Source organism: Pseudomonas sp. Irchel 3A7, assembly GCF_900187565.1.
In the GTDB taxonomy this organism is placed as follows: Bacteria; Pseudomonadota; Gammaproteobacteria; order Pseudomonadales; family Pseudomonadaceae; genus Aquipseudomonas.
In genome coordinates, this window is sequence record NZ_FYED01000010.1 from 1 (window position 1) to 20,999 (window position 20,999).

Annotated in this window: 18 protein-coding genes; 11 read left to right on the forward strand and 7 right to left on the reverse strand. The window is 60.5% G+C overall.

The annotated features are described in order from the left end of the window. Nucleotides 1-290: 290 nt before the first annotated feature. A complete protein-coding gene (locus CKW21_RS17100) occupies nucleotides 291-1,355 on the reverse strand; it encodes an alpha/beta fold hydrolase (RefSeq protein ID WP_095195129.1) in 1,065 nt (354 codons plus the stop codon). 370 nt (nucleotides 1,356-1,725) lie between these two features. Between CKW21_RS17100 and CKW21_RS17105 the strand changes: the two genes are divergently transcribed. The 4 genes from CKW21_RS17105 (at nucleotide 1,726) to CKW21_RS17120 (ending at nucleotide 6,243) form a co-directional block, all read left to right on the forward strand. Next, complete coding sequence (locus tag CKW21_RS17105; RefSeq protein WP_095195357.1) at nucleotides 1,726-2,724, forward strand: bile acid:sodium symporter family protein; 999 nt, start codon at nucleotides 1,726-1,728, stop codon at nucleotides 2,722-2,724. Nucleotides 2,725-2,839: 115 nt separating this feature from the next. Continuing rightward, nucleotides 2,840-3,934 carry an alpha/beta fold hydrolase gene (locus CKW21_RS17110; protein ID WP_095195130.1) on the forward strand — a complete coding sequence of 365 codons (1,095 nt, stop codon included), beginning with the start codon at nucleotides 2,840-2,842 and terminating at the stop codon, nucleotides 3,932-3,934. Nucleotides 3,935-3,993: 59 nt separating this feature from the next. Next, entirely contained in the window at nucleotides 3,994-5,049 is a 1,056-nt protein-coding gene (locus CKW21_RS17115; protein ID WP_095195131.1) for an alpha/beta hydrolase, read from the forward strand. 18 nt (nucleotides 5,050-5,067) lie between these two features. Beyond that, nucleotides 5,068-6,243, forward strand: a complete 1,176-nt coding sequence (locus CKW21_RS17120; RefSeq protein WP_095195132.1) for a carboxymuconolactone decarboxylase family protein — start codon at nucleotides 5,068-5,070, stop codon at nucleotides 6,241-6,243. On the opposite strand, the gene CKW21_RS17125 is transcribed toward CKW21_RS17120, so the two are convergent. Further along, nucleotides 6,231-7,124, reverse strand: a complete 894-nt coding sequence (locus CKW21_RS17125) for a LysR family transcriptional regulator (protein ID WP_095195133.1) — start codon at nucleotides 7,122-7,124, stop codon at nucleotides 6,231-6,233. The genes CKW21_RS17120 and CKW21_RS17125 overlap by 13 nt on opposite strands. A 251-nt stretch (nucleotides 7,125-7,375) precedes the next feature. Here CKW21_RS17125 and CKW21_RS17130 point away from each other — a divergent pair, with 251 nt between their 5' ends. After that, on the forward strand, nucleotides 7,376-8,311 hold the full coding sequence (locus CKW21_RS17130) for a phosphatase (protein WP_095195134.1): 936 nt from the start codon (nucleotides 7,376-7,378) through the stop codon (nucleotides 8,309-8,311). Nucleotides 8,312-8,849: 538 nt separating this feature from the next. Here the strand turns inward: CKW21_RS17130 and CKW21_RS17135 are convergent. The 5 genes from CKW21_RS17135 to CKW21_RS17155 form a co-directional block, all read right to left on the reverse strand. Continuing rightward, nucleotides 8,850-9,416: an SCO family protein gene (locus tag CKW21_RS17135; protein WP_095195135.1), complete on the reverse strand. Its 567-nt coding sequence runs from the start codon at nucleotides 9,414-9,416 to the stop codon at nucleotides 8,850-8,852. Between the two features lie 3 nt (nucleotides 9,417-9,419). Continuing rightward, nucleotides 9,420-10,556, reverse strand: coding sequence for a hypothetical protein (locus tag CKW21_RS17140; RefSeq protein ID WP_095195136.1), 1,137 nt, complete (start codon nucleotides 10,554-10,556; stop codon nucleotides 9,420-9,422). Between the two features lie 13 nt (nucleotides 10,557-10,569). Then, entirely contained in the window at nucleotides 10,570-12,111 is a 1,542-nt protein-coding gene (locus tag CKW21_RS17145) for a multicopper oxidase family protein (RefSeq protein ID WP_095195137.1), read from the reverse strand. Between the two features lie 325 nt (nucleotides 12,112-12,436). After that, a complete protein-coding gene (locus CKW21_RS17150) occupies nucleotides 12,437-12,673 on the reverse strand; it encodes a hypothetical protein (RefSeq protein WP_170948683.1) in 237 nt (78 codons plus the stop codon). A 121-nt stretch (nucleotides 12,674-12,794) separates the two neighbouring features. Continuing rightward, nucleotides 12,795-13,649 carry a LysR substrate-binding domain-containing protein gene (locus CKW21_RS17155; RefSeq protein WP_095195138.1) on the reverse strand — a complete coding sequence of 285 codons (855 nt, stop codon included), beginning with the start codon at nucleotides 13,647-13,649 and terminating at the stop codon, nucleotides 12,795-12,797. Between the two features lie 136 nt (nucleotides 13,650-13,785). On the opposite strand from CKW21_RS17155, the gene CKW21_RS17160 reads away from it, so the two are divergent. The 6 genes from CKW21_RS17160 (at nucleotide 13,786) to CKW21_RS17190 (ending at nucleotide 20,864) form a co-directional block, all read left to right on the forward strand. After that, entirely contained in the window at nucleotides 13,786-14,838 is a 1,053-nt protein-coding gene (locus CKW21_RS17160) for an agmatine/peptidylarginine deiminase (RefSeq protein WP_095195139.1), read from the forward strand. A 4-nt stretch (nucleotides 14,839-14,842) separates the two neighbouring features. Then, nucleotides 14,843-15,751, forward strand: coding sequence for an N-carbamoylputrescine amidase (gene aguB, locus CKW21_RS17165; RefSeq protein WP_095195140.1), 909 nt, complete (start codon nucleotides 14,843-14,845; stop codon nucleotides 15,749-15,751). Between the two features lies 1 nt (nucleotide 15,752). Further along, nucleotides 15,753-16,856 carry an extracellular solute-binding protein gene (locus CKW21_RS17170; protein WP_095195141.1) on the forward strand — a complete coding sequence of 368 codons (1,104 nt, stop codon included), beginning with the start codon at nucleotides 15,753-15,755 and terminating at the stop codon, nucleotides 16,854-16,856. A 167-nt stretch (nucleotides 16,857-17,023) separates the two neighbouring features. Further along, nucleotides 17,024-18,145, forward strand: coding sequence for an agmatine/peptidylarginine deiminase (locus tag CKW21_RS17175; RefSeq protein WP_095195142.1), 1,122 nt, complete (start codon nucleotides 17,024-17,026; stop codon nucleotides 18,143-18,145). Nucleotides 18,146-18,224: 79 nt separating this feature from the next. Continuing rightward, the gene (locus CKW21_RS17180) at nucleotides 18,225-18,605 is read left to right on the forward strand and encodes a RidA family protein (protein ID WP_095195143.1); all 381 of its coding nucleotides are present in this window, start codon (nucleotides 18,225-18,227) and stop codon (nucleotides 18,603-18,605) included. 261 nt (nucleotides 18,606-18,866) lie between these two features. After that, the gene (locus tag CKW21_RS17190) at nucleotides 18,867-20,864 is read left to right on the forward strand and encodes a U32 family peptidase (protein ID WP_095195145.1); all 1,998 of its coding nucleotides are present in this window, start codon (nucleotides 18,867-18,869) and stop codon (nucleotides 20,862-20,864) included. Nucleotides 20,865-20,999: the final 135 nt, after the last annotated feature.

The following is a 20,999-nucleotide window of genomic DNA, read 5'->3' on the forward strand; positions in this document are numbered from 1 at the left end:
CTGGAGCACGATCTACATCACAGGCAAAAAGCCTAAGGAGCTGCACGGCTTCCAAGTCCCTCCCTCGATGATCAGTCGAGAACTATCGCTCCTGATGGAGCGATAGTCGAGATACAAGGAGCTGCCGCAAGCTGCGATCTTTCGATCTGCCCAAGTGCTTGCCAGACATGGTGTCAAGGTAGTGTCGAGAGGGTGTTTGGAAAACTGAATAATTCAGAAGCTTTTGTTCTTTTTTAGAGAAGATCTCCCGGAATCACCCGTGGCGACTCCGGCAGCAGCAGGCGACGACCTTACAGGTTGTCGGCGTCGATGATGGCCTTGGCAAAGGCTTGCGGATCTTCTTGCGGCAGGTTGTGACCAATGCCGCCGGTGATCAGCCGGTATTCGTACTTGCCGGTGAAACGCTGGCGGTAGTCCTCGGCTTTCGGATGCGGTGCGCCGTTGGCGTCGCCTTCCATGGTGATGGTCGGCACGCTGATGGACGGGGCCTTGGCCAGTTTCTGTTCCAGGGGGTCGTATTTCGTTTCGCCTGGAACCATGCCCAGGCGCCAGCGGTAGTTGTAGATCGTGATGTCGACGTGATCGGGGTTGTCCAGGGCGGCGGCGCTGCGGTTGAACGTGGCGTCATCGAACGCCCATTGCGGCGAAGCCAACTGCCAGATCAACTTGGCAAACTCATGGGTATTCTTTTCATAACCCGCACGACCACGCTCGGTGGCGAAGTAGAACTGGTACCACCACTGCAATTCAGCTTTGGGCGGCAAGGGATTCTTGCCGGCGGCCTGGTTGCCGATCAGGTAGCCGCTGACCGAAACCAGCGCCTTCACCCGCTCAGGCCAGAGCGCCGAGACGATACCCGCCGTACGGGCACCCCAGTCGTAGCCGCCGAGTACGGCTTGTTTGATTTTCAACGCGTCCATGAAATCGATGACATCGCTGGCCAGGGCGGCGGGTTGGCCATTGCGAAGGGTTTTTTCGGACAGGAAATGCGTATCGCCATAGCCCCGTGCATACGGCATCAGTACCCGGTAACCCTTCGCCGCGAGCAGTGGCGCGACCTCGTCATAGCTGTGGATGTCGTAAGGCCAGCCGTGCAGGAGAATGACCACCGGGCCATTGGCCGGGCCGGTTTCGGCATACGCCACGCTCAGCAAGCCGGCATTGACGTGTTTGAGCGGGCCGAACGGGGTGTCGGCGGTGGTTGACGCACTGACGGGTGCAGGTGCTGCGGTGGCAGGGGTACTGGCCTGAGCGTTGACTGCTCCCAGCACACCCAATGTCAGAGCAAGAACGGTGGAACCCACCAGATGGCGGCGATTTTTGTCGGCGTGTTTGTTCAACAAATGCACTTTCATGGTGGAGCTCCTTTTTAAATGTAGGTCGGGCAGGGGAGGCCGTGGTTCACATTTAAGAGCAGGCAGGTATCCGGGCTATTTCAGAAAGGCGTGCGGGTGAAGCGTTTTGTATCGTGGGGAAGTGTAGATACATTTCGATACAGGGCGGGGAAGGTTGTAGGAGCGAGCTCTGCTCGCGATGGACGTTAACGAAAACGCGGGCTGCCTGGATGATCGCGTTGCCTGGACGTTTATCGCGAGCAAGCTCGCTCCTACAGAGGAATGTCGGGTTTGTCCGTTAGGCGCTATCTACTGGCTTACTAGCGTTAGCCGGCAACCGTGTGGCGGAGTAGAGTCGTGGCCACACCCCTGGCAAACCCGGATGATCCCGATGACTCGCCCTCGCTTCCTGCCCGACAACTTCACCCTGACCCTGATCGGCGTGGTGCTTCTCGCCAGTTTGCTGCCTGCCAGCGGGCAGGTGGCGGTGGGCTTTGGCTGGCTGACCAACGTCGCCATTGCGCTGCTGTTTTTCCTGCATGGCGCCAAGCTGTCCCGCGAATCGATCATCGCCGGCGCCGGCCACTGGCGCTTGCATCTGCTGGTGTTCAGCCTGACCTTCTTGCTGTTCCCGCTGATCGGGCTGGCGCTCAAGCCGGTGCTGTCACCGATGATCGGCGCCGACCTGTACATGGGCATGCTCTACCTCTGCGCGCTGCCCGCCACGGTGCAGTCGGCGATTGCCTTCACGTCCCTGGCCCGGGGCAACGTGCCGGCGGCGATTTGTAGCGCGGCAGCCTCCAGTCTGTTCGGTATTTTTCTCACGCCGCTGCTGGTGACCCTGCTGCTGAATGTGCACGGCGAAGGCGGTTCGACCCTCGATGCCATCGTGAAAATCAGCGTGCAGTTGTTGCTGCCGTTCATTGCCGGGCAGATCGCGCGACGCTGGATCGGCGCGTGGGTGGGGCGTAACAAGAATTGGCTGAAGTTCGTTGATCAGGGGTCGATTCTGCTGGTGGTCTATGGCGCGTTCAGCGAAGCGGTGAACGAAGGCATCTGGCACCAGATTCCGTTGCGGGACCTGGCGGGGCTGGTAGTCGCCTGCTGCGTGGTACTGGGTCTGGTATTGGTGGCCTCCACCGTGCTGGGCAAACTCTTCGGCTTCAATCAGGAAGACCGCATCACCATTCTGTTCTGCGGTTCGAAGAAAAGCCTGGCCACGGGTGTGCCGATGGCCCAGGTACTGTTCGCCGGCAGCACCATCGGCGTGTTGATCCTGCCGCTGATGCTGTTCCATCAGATTCAGTTGATGGTGTGTGCAGTGTTGGCGCAGCGCTATGCAAAACGCCAGGAAACGGTGGCGCAATTGATGGGGCAGGTGGACCCTTGATGGCTGTTCATTGGATTTATGCAAACCTGGTATCGGTGCTATCCAATTAGTGCCATTTATCAATCAATCTCGAAGGGTAAGTTGCCGCTCGACGATTTCGAATCGAGAGCAACCCATGCCCCGGAACCTTCTGCGCAAGTACGTCCCCGCCGCCGCGAGGATGAGCACCCTCTGTTTCGCGCTCAGCACCTGTGCGATCGCCAGTGCCAGCGAGCGCGCTCCGCTGGTCATCAAGGATCAGGGAAGCCTGTTCGCCGGCGGTGGGTTGTTCACTCAGCCGGGCACCTTTGATCCCTATAAACCGTTGCGCCCTGACGGCCAGAGCTACCACGGCGACCACGTCTATGCGTTCTACCAGATTCCGGTTGACGCCCGTCCGCTGCCAATCGTTATGTGGCACGGCGCGGGCCAATCGGCGAAATCCTGGGAAACCACGGCCGATGGCAGGGAAGGGTTCCAGAACATTTTCCTGCGTCGCGGTTTCTCCACGTACCTGATCGACCAACCACGCCGTGGCGATGCGGGGCGCAGCCTGGTTGAGGCGACGGTCAAGCCGGCACCGGATGAGCAACTGTGGTTCAACCAGTTTCGCATCGGCCTGTGGCCCTCGACCTTCGAGGGCAGCCAGTTTCCCCGTGGGCCGCAGTCGCTTGAGCAATTCTTGCGTTCAATGACGCCCAACACCGGTCCTTTTGACATCGAGGTGGTATCCGATGGCGTGTCCGCGCTATTGGACAAGACAGGGCCGGCCATCCTGTTCACCCATTCGCAAGGTGGCGGGCCCGGTTGGCTGACGGCGATCAAGAACCGCAATGTGCGGGCCATCGTCGCGTTCGAGCCTGGCAGCAGCTTCGTGTTCCCGGAAGGCGAGGTTCCCGCGCCGATTCCCAGCGCGTTCGACACGCTCTCGGCACATGTCGTATCGAAGGCGCAGTTTGAAGCCCTGACCCGCATCCCCATCCTGATCTTTTACGGCGACAACATCCCCGATAAACCCGTTCGGCTACCGGCACAGGACAGCTGGCGTGCCCGGCTGGAGATGGCGCGGCTGTGGCGGGATGCGGTCAATCGTCATGGCGGTGACGTCAGGCTGATTCACTTGCCGGAGATCGGGATCAAGGGCAATAGCCACTTCCCGTTCTCGGACATGAACAACATCGAGATCGCGGATCTGGTTTCGGCCTTCCTCGCGGAAAAAGATCTGGATTGATCACAAGCACGGCCATGGTTGCCGTGCACCTTGCAAACAGAAGGGGCAGGAATACTCATATGACGCGAACCACGCTGAGGGCCACTTTTCTGGCCGCCATGATCGGGATGTCGGGAGCCGAAGTTAAGGCCGAGGATTACCAGCAGAATCCCTTCACATTGACCTACGGTGGCGCGCTCACCAGGAACGAGCCAGGCAAGGTCAACATTCATCCTGTCACTTACAAACTCAATGGCCTGGATATATCCGCCAACGTTTACACCCCCGCAAACTATGACTCCGCCAAGCAATATCCGGTGGTCGTCGTGGCCCACCCCAATGGCGGGGTGAAGGAGCAGGTCGCAGGCCTGTATGCCCAGCGTCTGGCCGATCAGGGCTACATCACGATCACTGCCGATGCTGCGTTTCAGGGGGCCAGTGGCGGTCAGCCGCGCAACGTCGACAAACCTGCATACCGCATAGAGGATATCCATGGCATGGCGGATTTTATCGCCGGCTACCCGGGCGTCGATCGTTCGCGCCTGGGCTTGCTCGGCATCTGCGGCGGTGGCGGTTATTCATTGAAGGCGGCGCAAACCGACAAGCGCTTCCAGTCCATCGCAACCCTGAGCATGTTCAACTCCGGACTGGTGCGGCGCAATGGCTACCGGGATTCGCAATTGGCCACGATCCAGCAACGCCTGGAGCAGGCATCGGCGGCCCGAGCTCAGGAGGCGGCCGGCGGGGAAATTCTCTATACCGGGGATGCCAAGCTGACGGATGAGCAAATTGCCAAGTTGCCATTTGATCTGTATCGGCAAGGTTTCGAGTACTACGGCAAGACCCATGCTCATCCCAACTCCACGTTCCGATACACCTTGAGCAGCCTTCTGGACCTGATGAGTTTCGATGCCACGGATCAGATCGAACTGATCGACAAGCCCTTGCTGATGATTGCCGGCAGCAAGGCCGACAGCCTGTACATGTCGGAGCAGGCCTTTGCCAAGGCCACAGGCACCCAGGACAAGAAACTGTTCCTGATCGATGGCGCGACGCATATCGAAACCTACTGGGTGCCTGAGTATGTGGACGTCGCCATTGGCCAGTTGAACGCGTTTTACGCCAGAACGCTCTGACTTGAAGGAACCGAGATCATGAAAAACACCCTTCTGGGTATCGCGGTGTGCGCTGCGGCGCCCTTCGCCAGTGCCGCCGGGGCTGAAGCGGGGGCCAGTGAATCCCGGGTCGCCCAGCAGATCAGCCGTGCAGGCACCCAGGCGTCGGCGGCGGGGCCGGCGGATTATTTCACCGGGCGGGTGCGGGTCGATCCCTTGTTTCCCGCCACCCGTGAAGTCAATGCATCGGGCGCTTACGTCACCTTCGAACCGGGGGCGCGTTCGGCCTGGCACACCCATCCCGCCGGCCAGCGGCTCGTAGTGGTTTCCGGTACCGGGCTGACACAGGAGTGGGGCAAGCCCGTGCAGGAAATCCGTCCGGGAGACGTGATCGTTTGTCCACCCGGGGTGAAGCATTGGCACGGTGCCGCACCCACGAGCCCCATGACTCATCTGGCCGTAACCGGTGTGATGGAAGGCAAGAGCGTCCAATGGCTTGAGAAAGTCAGCGATGATCAATACAACGCGCGCAATACCGTGGTGCCGCCTTCAATGCCAGCCGAACACCCCGTGTCCGAGGTGCTGTCCACCAAACAGCAGGCCATTCCATTGATTGCAGCCAGCATGGCCACCAGCAACCTGCCGGGGCTCAATGCTGCCTTGAATCAGGGTTTGGACGCGGGCCTGACCGTCAGCGAGGCAAAGGAAATACTGGTGCAGCTTTACGCCTACAGCGGTTTTCCACGCAGCCTCAACGCGCTCGGCGAGCTGATGAAAGTGGTGCAAACGCGCAAACACAACGGCATTGAGGACGATCCGGGGCGCGAGCCCGGGCGCGTCATTCCCACCGGTAGTGAACTGCTGGCGGTGGGCAAGGCCAACCAGACCCGCATTGCCGGCGCGCCGGTGCAGGGTCCGCTGTTCGACTTCGCCCCCGTCATCAATCAGTACCTGCAAGCGCATTTGTTCGGCGACATTTTCGAGCGCGATAACCTTGACTGGCAAAGTCGTGAATTGGCCACGGTTGCGGCGCTGGCCGTCACCCCCGGTGTGGAATCGCAACTGCGCTCGCACATGGCCGCCAGCCTGAGGGTCGGCCTGAGCCCCGGGCAATTGCGCGAACTGGCCCGGTTGCTGGCTGACCAAGGCCATACCGATGCGGCCAGGCGTGCCGGTGAGGCACTGCAAGCAACTCAGGCAAATCAATCCAAATAGCGCAAGGCTTCACGCAGCAGCGTGAAGGCCGGTGAACTCTGGCGCCGGCTCGGATAGTAGAGATGGTAGCCAGAGAACGGTTCGCACCAATCCGCCAGCACGCGAATCAATCGACCCTGGGCGACGTATTCCTGCACCAGATCTTCCGGCATATAGGCCAGCCCCAACCCCTTGAGGGCGGCCTCCAGACGCATGGCAATGTTGTTGAACACCAGTTGGCCTTCGACGCGGACTTTCAGCTCTTGCCCGTTTTTCTCGAACTCCCAGAGGAAGAGCCCACCGTAGGTGGGCATGCGCAGGGTGATGCAGTTGTGCTGCATCAGATCGCCCGGCACGACGGGTTTCGAATACCGGGCGAAATACGCTGGCGAGCCGACCACCGCCATTCGCATGTCAGGGCCAATGCGCATCGCGATCATGTCTTTGGCGACCTGCTCACCCAAACGGACGCCGGCGTCGAAGCCTTCGGCCACGATGTCGGTCAGTCCATAGTCGACGATGATTTCGATGCTGAGGTCGGGGTTGTCGGGCAGTAGCTTCCCGAGTACGGGTTGCAGGATGGTGATCGCAGAGTGCTCGCCGGCGGTGATGCGCAGTTTGCCCGCCGGCTTGTCTCGGAATTCGCTGAGCAAGGCCAGTTCTATATCGATTTCTTCGAACCTGGGAGCGATCACCCGCAGCAGCTGTTCGCCCGCTTCAGTGGCGGATACGCTGCGGGTAGTGCGTGAAAGCAACCTGACGCCCAGCCGATCTTCCAGTTGACGCATGGCCCGGCTCAAGGCGGGTTGCGACATGCCGAGTCTGGCAGCGGCGCGAGTGAAACTGCGCTCCTGTGCTACAGCGGCGAAGATCGCGAGTTGGTCGTAGCTTTCAGCAGTCATTTATTCGATCCTGGTATGAACCAGTGGCGATTATGCCGATAAAGCAGGAGGTAAGCTGCCGCAAGAAACATCATTTAAAAAATCGCGCCGCCAGGTTCGTGTGTGACGAAAGGGTGGCGTCTCTGATATGGCGAAATTCACCTGTCTGTCATCGTGATGTCACCAACGTCGTGGCAGGATCCTCGCAAACCGCCCTGAGCGACCGGTGCAACGCCGTTCGCGGGCCGATGCAACTGCCAGGAATCCCTCCCATGAAAGATGACGCCTCCCTGTTTGCGGCCATTGACCTGGGCTCCAATGCGTTTCGCCTGATGATTGGCCAGTCGGTCAAACGCAACCAACAACTCATGATTCAGGAAGTGAAAACCCTGCGTGAGCCCGTGCGTTTGGCCGAGGGGTTTCAAGGCGGGGCACTGGACGAATTGGCGCTGGATCGGGGATGGCAGGCGCTGGCGCGCTTCGGCAAGAAGTTGCGCGGATTCGAAGCCGGGCGAGTGCGGGCGGTGGCGACCAGCGCCGTGCGTGAAGCCGACAATGCTCAATTATTCCTGGCCAGTGCGGAGCGCCATCTGGGGTTTCGAATCGATGTCATCTCCGGCCAGGAAGAAGCGCATCTGGTCTACGCCGGTGTTGCCCATACGATTCCGTGTCAGCAGAGCATGCGCCTGGTGGTGGATATTGGTGGCGGATCCACCGAGTTGATTCTGGGGCGCGGCGCCCGGCCACTGGTCACCGAGAGCATTGCCATCGGCAGCGGCACCTGGGGGGCGCGCTACTTTGCGGGCGGCGGTATTACCGCCCAGGCGCTGCTCGAAGCCGAGCGCGTCGCCATGCTTGAGTTTGAAAAGGTAGCCCGCCGTTATCGCACCCAGGGCTGGCAGCAGACCATCGGCTCTTCAGGCACGGCGCGCCTGCTGGCCAAAATACTCAATGCCAACGCGCTCAATGACTTCGGCCAGCGCGGAATTACCTACAGCGGCCTGCTGCGATTGTCGCTACGTCTGCTGGAAGTCGGGCATGTCAAAAAGCTGCGGCTGGCGGGCGTGCAACCCCATCGCCTGAGCATCCTGCCGGGCGGTCTGGTGCTGATGCTGGCGGCGTTCAAGGTCTTCGGCATTTCCCACATGACACCTTCGGAACCGGGGTTGCGGTTCGGCGTATTGCACGGCCTGATGTCCCGGCACTGAACTGCAAAAAACTGCGGGAGCGGGCTTGCTCGCGAAGGCGTCGTGCCAGACGACATCAATGTTGAATGACCCACCGCTTTCGCGAGCAGGCTCGCTCCCACAGGAGGATTGGGTGTGCGCATGTATTTTTGCTTCGACAGATGAACAGTGTGGGAGCGAGCCTGCTCGCGAAGACGTCGTGCCAGACGACGTCAATGTTGAATGACCCACCGCTTTCGCGAGCAGGCTCGTTCCCACAGGAGGATTGGGTGTGCGCATGTATTTTTGCTTCGACAGATGATCAGTGTGGGAGCGAGCCTGCTCGCGAAGACGTCGTGCCAGACGACATCAATGTTGAATGACCCACCGCTTTCGCGAGCAGGCTCGCTCCCACAGGAGGATTGGGTGTGCGCATGTATTTTTGCTTCGACAGATGAACAGTGTGGGAGCGGGGTTGCTCGCGAAGGCGTCGTGCCAGACGACATCAATGTTGAATGACCCACCGCTTTCGCGAGCAGGCTCGCTCCCACATTAGGTTGTGATGTTCAGGAATTTGCTTTCAGCGTCCGGCCGCTGCGTCCGCCAATGCAGCAACCACCTGTTTCTCGATTTCCTTTTCATCCAGTCCGCGCCCGAAATGTTTTAGGTAGCGGCCCTGGCTGTCGAGCAGGAACAGAATTGTCGAGTGGTCCATCATGTACTGCCCTGGTTGATCGCCGGTCGGCACTTTCTTGTAATACACATGGTAGGCGTCGGTGATGCGGGCGATCTCTTGCGCCGAGCCGGTCAAACCAACGAAGTCGCTGGCGAAGTAGTTCACGTACGCCTTCAGCTTTTTCGGCGTGTCACGTTCCGGGTCGATGGTGACGAAGATCGGTCGCACCGTGATGCCTTGCTGCTGTTGCAGTTGCCGACTGATGCGGGCCATTTTCGCCAGGTCCGTGGGGCAAATGGCAGGGCAGGTCATGAAGCCGAAGTACAGCAACGCCGGTTCGCCAAAACTGCGTTCGGTGACGCGCTGGCCATTCTGATTGGTCAACTGGAACGGCCCGCCGATATCGTTACGGGGCGCGGCTGGCGTACTGGCTGCCATTGCCGCCAGAAGCAGCGCCATTAGCCATTTCATTGCTCAATACCCTCCCGAATAGGTCAGCGCCAGGCCCACCAGCTCCGACATTTGACCGTCCTGTTTCTGAGTGCCGGCGGACAGCCCGAGCGTGATCTGACCGGTGATGTTGTAGGTCAGGCTCAGCTCGTTGAGGTAATCCTGGCGATCCGCACCCCCCGTCGATTCGCGATGCTTGTCTGTCCGGGTCGCGCCCAGGGCCCAGTCACCGAAATCGAAGGTCAGCGAGGTGGTCAGGTAACGGGTGTCGTTGCCCTTGATGCCGTCTTCATTGTCGACATCGGCGAATTCGACGAAGGGCACGATATCGAAGTAGCGCCCGGCCAGCGTCGGCTCAAGATCCGTACTCGGTTCATAAGCCCAGATGTAGCGGGCGGAGGCGATCTTGATGGTTTCGTCGTCTTCGCCAGGCGGACTGGGTTGCGTCTGGTCCTCGGCCTTCTTGTTGAACATGTAGCCGGCCTGCATCTCCAGATAAGGCACTGCCGGGATTGCAATCCAGTTCACCGTCACCGCGTAGGAGTCGAGTTTGCCGGTGTTCGAGGGACCGCCGTCGCTGCGTTGCAGTTTTTCGCCATGGCGCAGATAGGGGTGACCGAGAAACGAATTGTCTGCGGTGTACAGGCTCAGGTTGGGCTCGATCATGCCCAGCTTCTGGTCGAAAAAACGATACGCCACCGTGCCGCCGAGCATGCCGTCGAGGTCGTAGGTGCTGACGAAATCCTCGGTATAGAGGCCCGGCGCCTGGTCCTGCGCGCGACCGAATGGCACATGGTACTTGCCGACCGAGAACGCTGAGTTGGCGTTGTTCTGGTAATAGTTCAGGTCGTTGATCACCAGCCCAACGTCTTCGAAAAAACGTTTTTGACCCGGCTCCGGCCCGTCGATGGGATTGATCTCGGTGGACAGCTGAATCTGCTGGTCGTGGGTGAAGCGAAAGTAAAAAGTGGTGTTGATGTCCGGGTAGGCATCGGTGCTGTTGCGATTGCCGCCCTGGGGCACGTCGGCATGCACGTGGTCATATTGAAAGGTCGCGTCGTAATCCATGCCGACGTTGGGGTACTGACCGTCATCGGCCAGGGTCGCTTCGACACCGCACACCGATCCCATCAACAACATTGCCAGGCGATAGTTGTTCATATCGCGCCCACCCTTATTTGATCAACGTCGTCATCGGGCTGGACGCTTTCGGGTCCTGTCCGGTGTTGCGCAGCCAGGAGCACAACTGGTTGTTTTCACCGTACAGCCCGCCCAGGGGTTCGAGCTTGACGGCCTGCTCGTAGTCCTCGGGCTTGACCACCTGGATCGCCTGCATCATGCCGCCGTCCTCGTGTTCGAGGATGTGGCAGTGGTAGACGAACTTGCCGAGGATCACCGGATCGCGAAACGGAATGCGCACGGTGATCGAACCCGTGGCGGGAATGAACACATTGTCCCGATAGCCGCTGAACGGCACCGGTTTGCCGTTGAGTTCGGTGACCTGGAAATCCACTTGGTGAATATGAAACTGGTGCAGTTCCTGGGACGGGTTGAACAGCCGCCACTCTTCCACGTCACCGAGCTTGACCGTGGTGTTGACCCGGTCCAGTTCGAAGCGGGTGCCATTGATCAAGAACGCATTGGAGTCAGTGTCCGAATCCTGGAAGGCGAACTGCCGGGTCTTGTTCACCGCGATCTTGCTGAAGTCCTCGGCCGGTGGATAGGCGCTGGTGATCTGCCGCGTCGCGACCTGCGCACCGCTGGAGCGCAGGACCGCCAGCTTGGCCCCCGGGTAGTCATCGCCCGCCGGCCCGGTATTGCCCGAGCCGGTTTCGACGACGTAGGAGCCGGCCGGTGGCCCGACCACCAACACGCTGAAGCGCGCCGATGGTCCGATCAGCACCTGGTCCGTATCAACGCGGCGGGTCACGGTATTGCCGTCGCGGGACAGCACCTGCATCGACTGGCCGTTGATGCGAATCCGGAAGTACTGGTTGGCGGCGATGTTGATGAAATGCCAGAGCTGGGTTTCTCCGGGCTTGATGTCGATGGTGGGCACTTCCTGGCCATTGATCGTGCGAATCGACGGGGCGCTGGTGATGATTTCGCTGGCGACTTTGCCGGTCAGGGTTTTCTGGAAATTACGCAGGACCAGCACTTGCTCCTTGATGCCCTTGAGTTCGGGGAAGGGGTCGAGCATGCCGTCGACCAGGATCGGCCCGGCAATCCCGGCCGACACCTGTCGCTGGGAGCCGCCATGGAAATGGCTGTGATACCAGTAGGCGCCGGGGCTGTGTTGCAACGGCAACTTGACGTTGTATTCGCCCACCTGATGAGGCTGGGTCACGCGGAAAATATTGTCGCCTTCATCCAGGGGCGACACCTGCATGCCATGGAAATGCAGGTTGGTGATCTCGTCCATGCGGTTATCCAGACGGATCGCCATGGTCCCGCCGGGGCGGGTTCGAATCAGTGGCGAATCGTAATCGCCGTTGAACACCAGGGACACATAGCGCTCATTGCCGACGTTGACCTGCTGTTCGGCCGCCGTCAGCGTGGCACGGGTCACGCCGCCGGCATCGTAAGTGAACTCGGGATTCTGGCGCAGCGGTTGAGAGGCGGGTTCAGCGGAATGCTGTGTCGCGCAACCGGTCAACGCAAGGGCAACGACGCTCGCGCAGAATGCAAAAGGGCGGACGCTGAAAGCTCTGGGCATGATCGCGACCTTCGTGGGCGTGGCGAGGAACTACGGGTGTAGTTCGCCTGGGCGTTGCCGAAGGTGATCAGAAGACACCGCGCAATTGGAATTGAGTCGTATTGCGCGCAACTTTTCGCAGTGTAGAACAGGTGTTTCGGTGCGCCAGTTTTTGGATCCAGTGCATCATATAAAGCGATGAACTGCATGTTTCTCAAATATGAAACACAGCACCGTTTCTGTAGGAGCGAGCTTGCTCGCGATGGACGTCAACGATAACGCGCCCGTTCTGAATGATCGCGTTGTATGTGGGTTTTTCGCGAGCAAGCTCGCTCCTACAAAAGCATCAAAGATGTTTCTTCTCTTCCTTATCCAGATGCTTATCTTCCTTATGCCGTTCCTTATTCAGTTCCTTGGCCTCCTTATCGATATCCTTACCATCGCGGTCGACATCTTTGTCCACATCACGAACATCTTCCCGGACGTCTTTCGCAATATCCCCCTCGGCATTCGCGATGTTCGTATGAGCAATCAGACCTGCGACTAACAGGGAAGCGACAAATACTGCCTTGACCATTCGCATGGGAGAGCTCCTGTGTTTGCTCAACTTTGTCATTGGCTGAGGGAGTAGAAAATAGGTGCAAAGACTGCGTATTTCCAACCCGCTGGTCGATTGTTCATCCTGCGCGCCATTCTGATTCGGCTTATTCGATTTCCAGGTTTTTGATCAGCCACTCACTGAAACTTCGCGCATTGTTCTCACTGTCACGATGGGTCAACAATGCCCAGTTCGGGCCGCGGATGGTTTGCTCTACCAAGGGTTGCAACTGGCCGTTGGCGCGGGCCTGGCGACTCAGCAATTGGCTGACCAGAGCGATACCGAGCCCTGCGCACGCAGCGTCCAGCAGCAGGCCGGGATCGGAAAAGTTCAGCCCCTGATCCTGCTGGCCGACATCGATACCGGCCTCGACCGCCCAATGACTCCAGTCCATTTCCCGTTCGCCGTGCAGGGTAGTGCGTTGTGCCTGCGGCTGTGCCAGCTGGTTCGGGTGACAGGCGGGGTAGAGGCGGTCGGCGTACAGCACCCTGAAGCTGCATTCGGCCTGGGAGCTGATGTCATCGCGCACCGCGATGTCGATGGTCTGGGTGGCCATGTCCGGCACTTCATCGGTACTGAAAATCCACAGATCGACTTCAGGATGCTGACGGCGGAAGTCACCCAGGCGTGGCAGCAGCCAATGGCGGGCGAAGGCCGGGGTGGTGTTGAGTACCAGTTGATTGGGCTTCTGGTATTGCCCGAGGCGACGAATGCCCACGGCCAATTGTTGCAGCATGGCCTGGGTGGTGCTGAGCAGGTCGTGACCGGCATCGGTCAGGCTGACACTGCGGCCACTGCGAAAAAACAACGGCTGTTCCAGGTACGCCTCGAGGCTGCGGATCTGCTGGCTGATGGCCGATTGGGTGAGGTGCAGCTCGGCGGCAGCCTTGTGAAAACTACCCAGGCGGGCGGCGGCTTCGAAGCCGCGGAGGGTACTCAGCGGCGGCCAGTGCTTAAGCATATTGATAAGTTCCTCTAATCACTTCTCTGCAAAATCCATCGTTTGTTTGCCCGTTTTTACAGCCGTAGCATGCGAGCCATGACCAGCAACGCAGCATTTGTTGAACACAATGGCTTAACTGAAAGGGCTTTTTACCATGCAGCAGAATGAAAATCTAAACACCGGTTGGATGATGCCCGCGGAATGGGTTCGCCACGCCGCGACCTGGATGGTCTGGCCGCACAATCAGGCCCTCTGGGAGTCGGGTTGGCGTGTGACCCTGGCGCAGGTGCAAGCGGATTTCGCTGGCGTGGCCAACGCCATTGCGCGTTTTGAACCGGTGAAAATGGTCGTCGATCCGTCTGCTGTCGCCAGTGCCAAGGCCCTGTGTGGCGCCAACATCGAATTGATCGAGTTGCCGGTCAACGACAGCTGGTGCCGCGATTCCGGCCCGAGTTTCGTCTGCCATCCGCAGCAAGGGCTGGCCGGGGTGAGCTGGCGCTTCAATGCCTGGGGCGGCAAGTCGGCCCACGACCTGGACGAAGGCCTGGCGCGCCGTGCCCTCAATCAACTGGGCTTGCCGTGCTTTGGCACGCACCTGAGCAACGAAGGCGGGGCGATTCATGTCGACGGCGAAGGCACGCTGATCACCACCGAATCGGTGTTGCTCAACCCCAATCGCAACCCGGGCATGACCAAGGCCGAGATGGAGGAGATCTTTGCCCGTCTGTTGGGCGTGAAGAAAACCATCTGGCTGCCGGGCGATCCGGACTATGTCACCGGCGACATGACTGACGGTCATGTCGATGGCGTGTGTGCCTTCGCCCGTCCCGGCGTGTTACTGGTGGACGCGACCCACGACCGCCAATCGGTGTACGCCGAAGTGGCCCGGGAAAACCGTCGTGCCCTGGAACTGGCAACCGATGCCAAAGGGCGCAAGTTCGAACTGATCGAACTGTATGAAGCCAGCGAAGCCGTGGACACCGAGGCTGAAGTGTTCTGCGCGTCCTACACCAACTTCTACATCGCCAACGACGCGATCATCATGCCGGCCTATGGCATCGCGGCTGACCACGCGGCGGCCGAAGTATTGACCCGGGCGTTCCCGGGGCGCGAAATCGTACCGGTGCGCATCAACCACCTGGCCCATGGTGGTGGCGGGGTGCATTGCATCACCCAGCAACAGCCGGCCTGGCCGGTGGAGGGTTGATGCCATGACCGTGTTGACCATTGCTGTCACCCAGATGCCCTGCACCTGGGACCTGCAACACAACCTCGATCAGGCCGAGCAACTGGTGCGCGAAGCCGCGGCGAAAGGCGCCCAGGTCATCCTGCTGCAGGAGCTGTTTGCCACGCCGTATTTCTGTATCGAGCAAAGTCACCAGCACTTGGCGCTGGCCCAGGAATTTCGCGACAGCCCCGTGCTCAAGCGCTTTGCCGCGCTGGCCGGGGAGCTGGGCGTGGTGTTGCCGCTGAGCTGGTTCGAGAAGGCCGGCAACGCGTACTTCAATTCCTTGTGTGTAGCCGATGCCGACGGGCGCTTGCTGGGGGTGTATCGCAAGACTCACATTCCCAACGCCATCGGCTACCAGGAGAAGGAATACTTCAGCCCCGGCGACACCGGTTTCCGTGTCTGGGACACGGCGTTCGGGCGTATCGGCGTGGGTATCTGCTGGGATCAGTGGTTCCCCGAGACCGCTCGCTGCCTGGCCTTGATGGGCGCCGACGTGCTGTTGTTTCCCACGGCCATCGGCTCTGAGCCCGGCTGCGCCACGCTGGATTCCCGTGACCACTGGCAAATGACCATGCGTGGCCATGCGGCCGCCAACATCCTGCCGGTGGTGGCGTCCAATCGCGTCGGTCGGGAAGCAGCGACCCTTGATCCGGCCTTGCAGATGAGCTTTTACGGCTCGTCCTTCATCTGCAACCACAAAGGCAAATTGCTCGCCGAGGCCGACCGTGACAGCACCGGCGTGCTGGTGCACTGCCTAGACCTGGCCGCCATGCGCGAAGAGCGCCTGAGTTGGGGCATCTACCGCGACCGTCGTCCGGAGATGTACGGAGCGCTGTTGAGCCAGGACGGTCGCCACATCCATGCACGCTGGAACACTCAAGGGGTCTGACATGCCTACGTTCAACAGACTGTTGCCCGGCGTCCTGGGATTGGCCATCAGTTGTGCGATGCCATCGCTGCACGCCGAGGAGAAAACCCTGCGGCTGTACAACTGGGCCGATTATTTTGCCGAGGACACCCTGAGCCGGTTCACCGCCGAAACCGGGATCAAGGTGATCTACGACGTCATGGAGGGCAGCGAGACGCTGGAAGCCAAGATGCTGGCCGGCGGCAGCGGCTATGACCTGATTTTCCCCGGCGACACCGTGGCCGAGCGCCTCGTGCGCGCCGGCAGCCTGCAGCCGCTGGAGCGCTCCAGACTCACCGAACTGGCCGACATCGAACCCGGCCTGCAAAAGCTGCGCGGGCAGTACGAGCATTCGGGCCAGGCCACCGTCCCTTACACCTGGGGCACCATCGGCGTGACCTACAACGCCGAGCAGATCAAGCAGCGCGTGCCCGATGCCCCGGTCAACAGCCTGGACATGTTGTTCAAGCCTGAATTGGCCGCGAAGTTTGCCGATTGCGGCATCTCGATGATCGACTCACCGGACGAAGTGCTGGCGGTGGTGCTCAACTACCTCGGTCGCGAGCCGCGCAGCGCCAAGCCCGAAGACCTCAAGGCGGCGGGTGCATTGCTGGCCGGGTTGCGACCGTACATTCGCAAGTTCCAGTCGCAACCGGTGACCGACCTGGTGAATGGCAACCTGTGCCTGTCCCTCGGTTACAGCGGTGACATGACCCAGGCCCAGCGCACCTCGGACGCCGCCGGCAAGAAGACCACCTTCCAGTACCGCATTCCCCGCGAGGGCACCACGGTGTGGATGGACACCATGGCGATCCCGGTCGATGCCAAACATCCGGAGTACGCCTATGCGTTCATCAACTTTGTCATGCGCCCGCAGAACATGGCCGCCATCAGTAATTTCACCGGTTACCCGACCTCCAACGCCAAGGCACGGCCGAGCGTCGATGCGTCGATGCGCGACAACCCGGACATCTACATCGATGAAGCCACCTATGCTCGATTGATCCCGGGCAAGGACATTCCCCAGGCCGACATGCGTGCGCGCATGCGCACCTGGACCAAGTTCAAGACGGCCACCGGCCAGTGAAACCAATGCTACATACACCTGCATAACTCTGTGGGAGCGGGCTTGCTCGCGAATGCGGTGAATCAGCCGGCGTAGATGTTGACTGGCACACCGCTTTCGCGAGCAAGCCCGCTCCCACAGGGTCCGTGGTGTTGGCCGGGGCTTTTTTAATTATCAGGAACAAATGCATGTCAACGCGTCGCGAATTCATCAAACAGGCATCGGTTATCGCCGGTGTGGGAGCCGCCTTCATGGGCCTTGGCCTGAGCCCGGTGTCAGCGCTGGCAGCCAGCGAAGGCCGCTGGTACATGCCGGATGAGGGCGACCAGCATGAACAGGCCTTCATTGCGTTTGGCGCACAGGACGCCATCTGGGAAGACTTCACTCCCGACGTGCAAGCGGCCCTCGGCCGGATCGCACGGGCCATCGCCGGTTATGAGCCGGTCACCGTGTTCTGTCGCGAGCGTGAACGGAACCTGGCCGAAGAACATTGTGGTACGGCCAACATCACCTACGTCATCACCGAACTCGACGACATCTGGATGCGTGATATCGGCGCCAATTTTGTCGTCGATGGCAACGGCGAACTCGGCGCCGTGGACTTCAACTTCAACGGCTGGGGCAACAAGCAGCGGCACGGCAAGGATGCACAGGTGGCGAAGCAGGTTGCCCATCGCGAAGAGGCCCGTTACCAGCGCAGTGCATTGGTGGGCGAAGGTGGTGGCATCGAAGTGGACGGTCATGGCACCGGGATCATGACCGAAAGCAGCTGGATCAATGCCAACCGCAATCCAGACTGGAGCAAGGCCGAGGTCGAGCAGGAGCTCAAGGACCGTTTGGGCTTGCGCAAAATCATCTGGCTGCCGGGTATCAAGGGCAAGGACATCACCGATGCCCACGTCGACTTTTATGCCCGTTTCGTCAAGCCGGGCGTGGTGATCGCCAACCTCGACAACGACCCCGAGTCCTACGACAACAAAGTCACCCGCGCGCATCTGGAGATTCTCAAGAACGCCACGGATGCTGATGGCCGCCAGTTGCAGGTGCACACGGTGTCGCCGCCGCTCAATCCGCGCAAGAACAAGTTCAGCCGGGACAACCCGGATTTCGCCGCCGGCTACATCAACTATTTTGTGATCAACGGGGCGATCATTGCCCCTGAATTTGGTGACCGGGCGGCCGATCGCAAAGCCTTTGATCTGCTGTCCGAGCTTTATCCGGAGCGTGAGGTGGTGCAGCTTAATATCGATGCCATCGCGGCCGGTGGCGGCGGTATTCACTGCGTCACCAGCCATCAGCCGTTGGCATAGCCGGTGGTGTTTTGCGGCAGATGCGGAGGTGTCTGGTAAACTCCCGACACAAATTTACCTCCTCAAACAAGAGAGCCCCATGGCCAATCAAGACATCACCTTCACGCCCGATCCTGACCAGGATTCCATTTCATCCGACGTCGCCGCGTTCAACGGCATCCTGATGTCCACCCAGATCCCGACCCGCGCCGACGGCAGCCTGGAACTGGGCGACATTACCCTGCAGAGCGAATGCACCCTGCAAGCGCTCAAGGTCGCGCTGGATCGCGCGGGCAGTTCCATGGACCGCGTCATGCATTTGACCATCTACCTCACCGACATGGCCGACCGCGCCGCCTTCAACGAAGTCTACAAACGCTACTTCGCCAAGCCATGGCCAGTGCGCGCCGCCGTTGGCGTGGCCGCCCTGGCGGTCGAAGGCATGAAGGTGGAAGTCGTCGCCATGGCGGCCAAGGCCTGATTACGTTGCTACATACAACGACATAACCCTGTGGGAGCGAGCCTGCTCGCGAAGAGGGCGGCACATACAACATCAATGCTGACTGACCCGCCGCTTTCGCGAGCAGGCTCGCTCCCACAATGATCATTCGTCGCAGCTAAAATCCGGGCTCCCACAAGGATTTGCTCCATCTGGCTGCCACCCGGCAGCACACGGATGCCCATCAGGCATTTCGCCGCTACAATGCGCCCCTCGACCGTGACAGCCTGACTAAAAAAAACTATGTCCTTGCCCAAGCATCACCTGGAATTGCTCAGCCCCGCCCGCGACGTAGCCATCGCCCGCGAGGCCATCCTGCATGGCGCCGACGCCGTGTACCTCGGCGGCCCGAGCTTCGGCGCGCGCCACAACGCCTGCAACGAAGTGAGCGATATCGCCGGCCTGGTGGAGTTCGCCCATCGCTACCACGCCCGGGTGTTCACCACCATCAACACCATCCTGCACGACAACGAACTGGAGCCGGCGCGCAAGCTGATCCACGAGTTGTACGATGCCGGTGTCGATGCGTTGATCGTCCAGGATCTGGGCGTGATGGAGCTCGACATCCCGCCGATCGAGCTGCACGCCAGCACCCAGACCGACATCCGCACCCTGGCGCGGGCGAAGTTCCTCGATCAGGCCGGTTTCTCGCAACTGGTCCTGGCCCGCGAGCTGAACCTTCAGGAAATCCGCGCCATCGCCGACGAGACCGACGCCGCGATCGAGTTTTTCATCCATGGCGCGCTGTGCGTGGCGTTCTCCGGCCAGTGCAACATTTCCCACGCGCAGACCGGTCGCAGTGCCAACCGTGGCGACTGTTCCCAGGCCTGCCGTCTGCCGTACACCCTCAAGGATGACCAGGGCCGCGTCGTCGCCTACGAAAAGCACCTGCTGTCGATGAAAGACAACAACCAGAGCGCCAACATCCGCGCCCTGGTGGAAGCCGGCGTGCGTTCGTTCAAGATCGAAGGGCGCTACAAGGACATGGGTTATGTGAAGAACATCACTGCCTATTACCGCCAGCGCCTGGATGATGTGCTCGAAGATCGCCCGGACCTGGCTCGTGCTTCCAGCGGCCGCACCGCGCACTTCTTCGTGCCCGACCCGGACAAGACCTTCCACCGTGGCAGCACCGACTACTTCGTCAGCGACCGCAAGATCGACATCGGCGCCTTCGACTCGCCGACCTTCACCGGCCTGCCGGTGGGCGTGGTGGAAAAAGTCGGCAAGCGCGACCTGATCGTTGTCACCCAGGAACCACTGTCCAACGGCGACGGACTCAATGTGCTGGTCAAGCGCGAGGTGGTGGGCTGGCGGACCAACATTGCCGAACCAAGAGGCGAGTTCGAAGAGGACGGCGAAAAGCGTTACCGCTACCGCGTCGAACCCAACGAGATGCCTAAAGGTCTGCACCAGTTGCGCCCGAATCATCCACTGAGCCGCAACCTGGACCACAACTGGCAGCAAGCCCTGCAGAAGACCTCCGCCGAACGTCGCATCGGCCTGGCCTGGGTCGCGCGCCTGGACGAGCAGCGTCTGCAACTCACCGCCACCAGCGAGGAGGGCGTCAGCGCCAGCGTGTCCCTGGACGGTCCGTTCGGCCTGGCCAACAAGCCGGAGCAGGCGCTGGAGCAACTGCGCGACCTGCTCGGTCAACTGGGCACCACCGAATACCACGCCACCGACGTCGCACTGGATGCACCGCAGGCGTACTTCATCCCCAACTCGCAGCTCAAGGCCTTGCGCCGCGAAGTGATCGAAGCGCTGACGGCGGCCCGGCTGCTGGCCCACCCTCGGGGCGGCCGCAAGGCCGAAACCAATCCGCCGCCGGTCTACCCGGAGTCGCACCTGTCGTTCCTGGCCAACGTCTACAACCAGAAGGCCCGTGATTTCTATCATCGTCACGGGGTCAAGCTGATCGACGCGGCGTATGAGGCCCACGAGGAGACGGGTGAAGTGCCGGTGATGATCACCAAGCATTGCCTGCGCTTCTCCTTCAACCTCTGCCCGAAACAAGCCAAGGGCGTCACCGGCGTGCGCACCAAGGTGGCGCCGATGCAGCTGATTCACGGCGATGAAGTGCTGACGCTGAAGTTCGACTGCAAGCCTTGCGAGATGCACGTGATCGGCAAGATGAAGGGCCACATCCTCGACCTGCCGCAACCGGGCAGCGTCCAGCCCGTGGTCGGCTACATCAGCCCCGACGACCTGCTCAAAACCATCCCCCGCGCCCCGCACTAAGGGCTCAAACCCTGTGGGAGCGAGCCTGCTCGCGAAGAGGGCGGTACATCCAACATCATTGTTGACTGACCCACCGCCTTCGCGAGCAGGCTCGCTCCCACAGGGGCATCAGCTGTCGACCCCGAAATCTGAATA